At 33.1% G+C, this 723-nt stretch carries 1 protein-coding gene; it reads right to left on the bottom strand.

Annotated elements, in window-relative coordinates:
* The coding region (locus RH85_RS12645; RefSeq protein WP_006712752.1) for an SIR2 family NAD-dependent protein deacylase at positions 1-618 on the bottom strand (618 nt) is incomplete at its 3' end.
* Positions 619-723 lie beyond the last annotated feature (105 nt).

Raw genomic sequence — 723 nt, 5'->3', positions numbered from 1 at the left:
GTCTTGAAAAACACCGCATTTGAACTTTGAAACTTCATTTAAAAGCACATAGTGAGACTGAGGAAGACCAGCATTAATAGCTTTCATTTTTTCTAAAATAATGTCTATATGAGGATCACTCAATGAAAAACCTATAAATATAAGCTTTTTAGTGGACAACAATCCTGTCAATAATGTTTTAGTCGCTTCATTATTGTTAATGATTTTTTGATAATCTGTAGTTGTTAATACAATACTTGATTGATCGGTAATGTCGCCATGTATTTTGAAAACTGATTCTTTTCCATTAGTAAAGTTTCGTAATGCTTCAGGTGCATTTTTGTTGGTATATATTCGATATTTACCATTACCTGCTATTTCAGGTATTCGATCATAGTTTGTCGTAATGATCGCTTTTGGCGATAAATCCATTAACGCTTTATAACTTTCTGGAATATCTTGCTCATGTAAATCCTTATCGAAAGTGCTCTCCATAAGATCTCTGTATCGGTTTCCTCCCATAGCCTCTACACAAACTTCTGCAATATCTAAATAATTTTGTCCATTTTTTATGTATTGATAAAGTTCTGAATCGTCGAATGTAAGATTTCCTTGACCTGCTTCTTTTATGAAACCCATGAGCAAATTTGACCACGACGTGAAGAGTGGCTGAGAAAGTCCTGCTACCAAAAAAAAAAAACAAACTTATCAGGCTGCTTATGGTAATCACTAACTAGTTCTAAA

It is taken from the genome of Vibrio ichthyoenteri ATCC 700023 (assembly GCF_000222605.1).
Classification (GTDB): Bacteria; Pseudomonadota; Gammaproteobacteria; order Enterobacterales; family Vibrionaceae; genus Vibrio; species Vibrio ichthyoenteri.
Note: the sequence above shows the minus strand (reverse complement) of the source record. Positions and strands in the feature narration are given on the sequence as shown.